At 42.8% G+C, this 6,198-nt stretch carries 6 protein-coding genes and 1 pseudogene; 5 read left to right on the top strand and 2 right to left on the bottom strand.

Going from position 1 to position 6,198, the window contains the following annotated elements:
- The 5 genes and pseudogenes from araD to CSX02_RS05235 form a co-directional block, all read left to right on the top strand.
- Positions 1-141, top strand: a pseudogene (gene araD, locus CSX02_RS14095) (L-ribulose-5-phosphate 4-epimerase); the annotation flags it as partial.
- A 35-nt stretch (positions 142-176) separates the two neighbouring features.
- Complete coding sequence (locus CSX02_RS05255; protein ID WP_099385882.1) at positions 177-1,820, top strand: glycoside hydrolase family 13 protein; 1,644 nt, start codon at positions 177-179, stop codon at positions 1,818-1,820.
- A gap of 229 nt (positions 1,821-2,049) precedes the next feature.
- Positions 2,050-2,328, top strand: coding sequence for a hypothetical protein (locus tag CSX02_RS05245; protein ID WP_099385881.1), 279 nt, complete (start codon positions 2,050-2,052; stop codon positions 2,326-2,328).
- Between the two features lie 314 nt (positions 2,329-2,642).
- Complete coding sequence (locus tag CSX02_RS05240) at positions 2,643-3,764, top strand: Ig-like domain-containing protein (RefSeq protein ID WP_099385880.1); 1,122 nt, start codon at positions 2,643-2,645, stop codon at positions 3,762-3,764.
- A gap of 21 nt (positions 3,765-3,785) precedes the next feature.
- The gene (locus CSX02_RS05235) at positions 3,786-4,925 is read left to right on the top strand and encodes an Ig-like domain-containing protein (protein WP_189281356.1); all 1,140 of its coding nucleotides are present in this window, start codon (positions 3,786-3,788) and stop codon (positions 4,923-4,925) included.
- A gap of 49 nt (positions 4,926-4,974) precedes the next feature.
- Here the strand turns inward: CSX02_RS05235 and CSX02_RS05230 are convergent, their stop codons facing one another.
- Positions 4,975-5,871: a glycosyltransferase family 2 protein gene (locus CSX02_RS05230; RefSeq protein ID WP_189281354.1), complete on the bottom strand. Its 897-nt coding sequence runs from the start codon at positions 5,869-5,871 to the stop codon at positions 4,975-4,977.
- A gap of 86 nt (positions 5,872-5,957) precedes the next feature.
- The coding region (locus CSX02_RS13735) for a hypothetical protein (protein ID WP_207653750.1) at positions 5,958-6,198 on the bottom strand (241 nt) is incomplete at its 5' end.

The raw sequence follows: 6,198 nt of genomic DNA, 5'->3' as shown, positions 1-6,198 counted from the left end.
GTCCTTGAGGAGGTCGCAAAAATGGCGCGCAACACAGAGCTCATCAATCCGGATGTGCGACCGGCGCCTGACAATATCAAAGAGAAACACTTTTACCGCAAACACGGGGCCAGCGCATATTATGGACAGTCGCCGTTATAATGAGGGTGACGAGTTACTAGTTTAGGAGGTGCAACATGGAAAGAGATTGGTGGAAGCGCGCGGTCGTATATCAGATTTATCCGCGCAGCTTTGCAGATGCGAATGGAGACGGCATCGGAGATTTGAAGGGAATCACCGGAAAGCTGGAGTATTTGCATGAACTGGGAATTGATGTCATCTGGCTTTCGCCGGTATATCAGTCGCCGAATGCAGACAATGGATATGACATTAGTGATTATCAGGACATTATGACCGAGTTTGGCACGATGGCAGACTTTGATGAGATGCTTGCAAAAGCACATCAGCTGGGCATCAAAATCATGATGGATATCGTGGTAAACCATACCTCGGATGAGCATAAATGGTTTTTGGAGAGCCGAAAAAGCAAGGACAATCCGTATCGTGATTATTATATCTGGAGAGATCCGAAAGAGGATGGCAGCGAGCCGAACAACTGGCAGTCGGTATTCAGCGGCCCTGCATGGAAACTGGATGAACAGACAGGACAGTACTATCTGCATCTGTTTGCGGAAAAGCAGCCGGATCTGAACTGGGACAATCCGAAAGTACGCGAGGAAGTCTATCGCATGATGACCTGGTGGTGTGAGAAGGGTGTCGACGGATTCCGGTTCGATGTCATCAGTCTGATCTCGAAACAGCCGGGATTGCCGGATGATGCCGAGTGGGCAAACGGACCGCATGTCCATGAATATCTCAAAGAGATGAACGAGCGTGTGCTCTCAAAATATCCGCTGATTACGGTGGGTGAGTGCCCGGGTGTAGACGACAAACAGGCACTGCTGTATTCCGGATCGGACTCCAATGAGCTGAATATGATCTTTGAATTCGAGCATGTATCGGGCAGCAGCAAACATGAGAATCGCCATGGCAAGTGGGATTCACTGCCGATGGATTTGCCGGAGCTTCGCACCGTGATGAGCAAATGGCAGGAAAACTTGGCCGAGAATGGCTGGAACAGCCTGTTTTGGGACAATCATGACCAGCCGCGCTGTGTATCCAGATTTGGCAATGACAGCGAAGAATACCGTGAGATTTCGGCAAAGATGCTTGCAACCTGTCTGCATATGCAAAAAGGAACCCCATATATTTATCAGGGAGAAGAGCTTGGCATGACCAATGCGTATTTCGAATCCCTCGAGCAGTATCGAGATGTCGAGACCTTAAATGCATATCGCGATTTGACAGAGCGCGACGGACTGTCGCACGAGCAGGCACTCGCATATTTTCGCGAGATCAGCCGTGACAACGCGCGCACTCCGATGCAGTGGGATGACAGCGCCAATGCGGGATTCACTACCGGAACACCATGGATTGAAGTCAATCCAAATTACAAGACCATCCATGCCAAGGCAGAGCTGGCAGATGAGAATTCTGTATTCCATTATTACCGCAAGCTCATCAGACTGCGCCATGAGAATCCGGTCATCGTCGATGGCAGATACGAATTGCTGATACCGGATCATCCGTATATCTTTGCATACAGCCGCACACTCGGCGATGAAAAGCTGATCGTATTATGCAACTTCCTCGACGACTATGTCGATATCCCGGATACGATCTCAGAGCAGTTGCGTGGTGAAGTACTGATTGGCAATTATGACAATCATACGCAGCGGGAACTGAAGCCATACGAAGCTGTGGTCTGGAAACTATCATAGACAGACGAAAACAGAAAATAAAAAGCACATGCAGTTTGATATGTACCCTCTTTACTGGACATTGTAAAGTTCAGTAAGGAGGAGTATTTTTATGCGTTATAGTTATGAATTCAAAAGAAAATGTGTGGAAATGTATCGGAAAGGAATTCTGCCAGATATTCCTGATGGTATCACCAAAAAAGACATATAAGAAAGTGAAGGAAAAACTTGGTAAATAGGGAGAAGAGTTATGGCAAAGAGTGAATTATCTGAAGATATTAAGATTTACAGAGAAACACAATCAAAATGTTTATTGTTTACTAGAACATTTTTAACAATAGTTTTTATTATTATGTTTCTACTAGGAGAGAAACCATATGAACTGTTATTGATAGAAGCTGTTTCTTATTTGGTAGAAAATATATTAAATTATAAAAAATTGCGAAATAAAGAAGATTTAATTGCAGTAGTTGCTTTAGTAATTCTGGTTATTTCGTTGAGCATCTTAGTTATATCAAAATATGTATGATAGTACATTATGTTTATAAGAGTTAAAAGGACATCCTTCTTCGGATGTCCTTTTTAAATAAGTTCATGCTGATGTAACAGCTGCATTTGAAGAATGTCAGAAAATAACTGGATGAATGATTCTATTTTCCCGAAAAGTACAAGAAATACAGGGCGCTTCAGGGAAGATGAAAACATAGAATATTCGCATAATGAGAATGGTAACAAAGTCGGATTGAATTGCTCAATAAAATGACTATAATTATGAAAATGTGGGCTACTAGCTGAAAATTTAGCTGATGACCACAAAATACAACTTTTATAGAAAGGGAAATCATGAAACGTTTAAAAAAATTTATGACTGCGTTATGTCTCGTACTGAGCATTGCGCTGGTTGCCCCGGTCACTGTACCGCAGGTAGCCACAACTACTGTTGAAGCAAAGACGACCACCAAGACCTTCAAAATCAAGATGGGTCAGAAGCTGTCTTTGTACACCGTTGGACTCAGAGGCAAGATTAAATGGTCCAGCAGCAATAAGAAAATTGCAAAGGTAAACCAGAAGGGTGTTGTAACACCGGTTAAGGCCGGAAAGGTTACCATCACCGCAAAGGGAAGCAACGGATCATTAAAGGCCGTTGTATATGTCAGTGCTGTATTAAGCAAAACTGATGTCAGAACTGCAGCAGGCAAGAAGTTTAATTTGAAATTAAAAGGAGCGCCTGCAAAAGTAAAATGGACCAGCAAAAACAAGAAGATTGCAACCGTAAATGCAAAAGGACAGGTAACCACACTTCGTCCTGGTAAGACTACCATCGTTGCAACCTGCAAGAAGAAGACCTACAAGTGCACATTGAATGTGGATGTAGATGGAAATATTGCAGTAAAAAAGGTAAGTGCTACTTACAAGATGTGTGCGAGATACACACTTGCATTTGTAAAAAACAACAATTTATATCCGGTATTCGTAAAAGGCACTGCAATGTATTACGATGCAAACGGAAAGAGCATTCCGACCAATTATACACCATCTGATTCAGTTTCCTGTGTTGAGCCGGGAAAAACAGTTGTATTGATGATGGATAATCCAAAGGATGCTGAGAATAAATTTATCGTTCCTTATAGAGCTCAGGTAAAGTGTGAAGTATCTAAATGCTATCAGAAAGCATATGGTTCCAATTATATCAAGGTGACCAATCAGGTCAATGGAAGTGAAGGATTTACCGCAGTAGCGACCAACACAAATACCAAGACCACTTACACAGGTGTGAGTGCTATCGTTTTGATGTATGATGCACAGGGCAATCTCTTTGATGTACAGGAGCAGTATCTTGGCAAGATGGAACCAAATCGTGCAATCAATATTCAAGCACATTATTATGTTTACAGCGGCGGACAGAGATATACCTTCCAGCCGGCAACCGTAAAAGTAATTATCAATCAGGCGTATGTAAATTAAAAAAAATAGATGGGGGCCATTATGAAACAATTGAAAAAAATGTTGACCGCGCTGTGTCTGATTTTAAGCATGGCGGTAACTTCGCCAATCGTTGCACCTCAGACAGTTGCAACCGTAGAGGCAAAAGCTGCAGCAAAGACTTACAAAGTGAATGCCGGAAAAAAGATAAAGGTTTCACTGTTAAGCGGATACAGCAATGTAAAATATGCAACTTCCAACAAGAAGGTTGCTACGGTCGATAAAAAGGGAAATGTTAAGGGAGTCAAAGCAGGAACTGTTACCATTACTGCAAAGAGCGGTCGAAAGAGCGCATCCTGCAAGGTTGTGGTAAGCGCCGTATTAAACAAGACAAAGGCAGAAGTTGCTGCAGACAAAAAGATTGTTTTGAAACTGGTTGGTGCACCTGCAAAGGTTGCATGGTCAACCAGCAACAAAAAGATTGCAACTGTCAATGCAAAAGGTCAGGTAACCGGTGTTCGTCCGGGAAAGGTGACCATCACTGCAAAGTGCGCAAAGAAGATTTACAAATGTGCTGTGACAGTTGGTGTAGACAGTGCGACAGCACTCAAGAAGGTATCTGTTCGTTATGAAGAGTGCCCTTGCTATACTGTTGCATTCGTAACAAACAAGAATGTCTATCCAATTCAAATTTATGCGAGTGCGCAATATTATGATGCACAGAAAAAATCGATTGCAATGAAGTCTGGCTCAAAAGACAGCAACTATTGCCTTGAGCCAAACAAGACAACCATCCTGTTACTTCCGCATCCGAAGAAAAGCGGAAATTATTACATTCCTGCATCAAAGAAGGTTACTTACACAGCCAAGAAAGTGGTAGCAAAAAAATGGAATGTAGGTGCAATGATGTCCAATGATGAGCATATTGAAGACAAAATGCTTGGAGAAAAAAGAGCATATTATTCAATTGCAAACCTTTCAACGAAAGAAACATTTGATTATGTATTCTTTACAGTATTGGTTTACAGAGACAATCAGTTGTTGTATGCATATCATGAAAACAACCAGATGGAGTCATTGATTCCACGGTCGATGAAGAAATACGAAAAAAGTTTATGCAACCTGGATGGCTCATCTACTTTTGGTACCTACTATCAGGCAAACAAAATAGTAATCAATTTTGACAGTGCATATTGTTATTAATCAAAACGAACAAAAAACAGCAGGACCTTTCGGGTCCTGCTGTTTTGTATTATAACGCATGATATTTTTCAAGAATTTCAAGCATCGCACAGGCATTGCGGTATTCTACCGGCTTGTGCTCATCCAGATAGGCATCACGCTGCATACGAATGCGGTATTTGTACATTTCCAACTCATTTGAAGTATCGAATCCGATTGCAGTGAGCAGCGCAATGCGCTCCTCGCGTGCCTCACGCGGAAATTTCGTGGACCGTTTCGCTGTACTGAAATTGCTGTTTTCCAGCACACGGTACAGATAGAGTGGCTCATTTACAAAGGTAATGCGATCTGCCAAAAGATATAATTTGTATTGTGTATAATCGTCTTCCGATGACACATCCGAACGATAGGATACTTTTCGCAACAGGCTTGTGCGAATCAATTTGCCCCATGCCACGGTAAAGCAGTTCAGCGTGTAGAATTCCGGCTTCTGTCCTTCCTGGAACCATTCGCGCGGACTGTAGGTCTTTACGAAATAATCCGGCTCATGGACATGAAACAAAAAGGTCTGATCTGCTTCGAGATACTTGGTGAAATTGCCGACTGCAATATCACTCTTTTCTTCTTTGACTGCAGTCAGCAGGCGTTCAAGTGCATGCGGCTCAAAGGTATCATCGCTATCAATAAAGATTGTATAGTCCCCGGTCGCACATTGTATCCCGAGATCCCGGAGTGCACCGCATCCCAGATGCTCCGGATTGTGTGCAGTCAGCACATGGAATCGCATGTCCCGATCACGATACGATTCGCAGATCATTCGACTGTCATCTGTCGAATGATCATCCAGCAACCAGACTTCGAAATTCTGATAGGTTTGGTTTAAAATCGATTCAATACATTCTTCCAAATACTTTTGGGCATTATACACAGGTACAATGACCGAAATTAAATCCTGATACTTTTTCATATGTTCCCCTTTCATCTCAGTCGGATAAGACCCCTTCCTCTAAGCGAAGCGAAGGTAGGGGTTATAACAAACCTGTCTATATTATTCTAATAGACTTTCCTCAATTCCTCAACCCACTTGCTGCAATTCTGCTCAACCCACCCCTCTGTTACACGATAGGCGCCAAGGCTTAGATTCTCTGCAAAGCGCGCGCCCGCTTCTTTAATCGAGGTTGTTCTTTCAACTATTTGCACTTCTCCTGCACAGTCTTTTCTACGCAAACACCCAATATTCCTGATCACTTTCCTGGGCCATATAGACCGGTGGAGGAACATCATTGGGAACGCG

This window comes from Agathobacter ruminis, assembly GCF_002735305.1.
Lineage (GTDB): Bacteria > Bacillota > Clostridia > Lachnospirales > Lachnospiraceae > Roseburia > Roseburia ruminis.
This window is presented reverse-complemented; position numbering and strand designations above follow the sequence as displayed.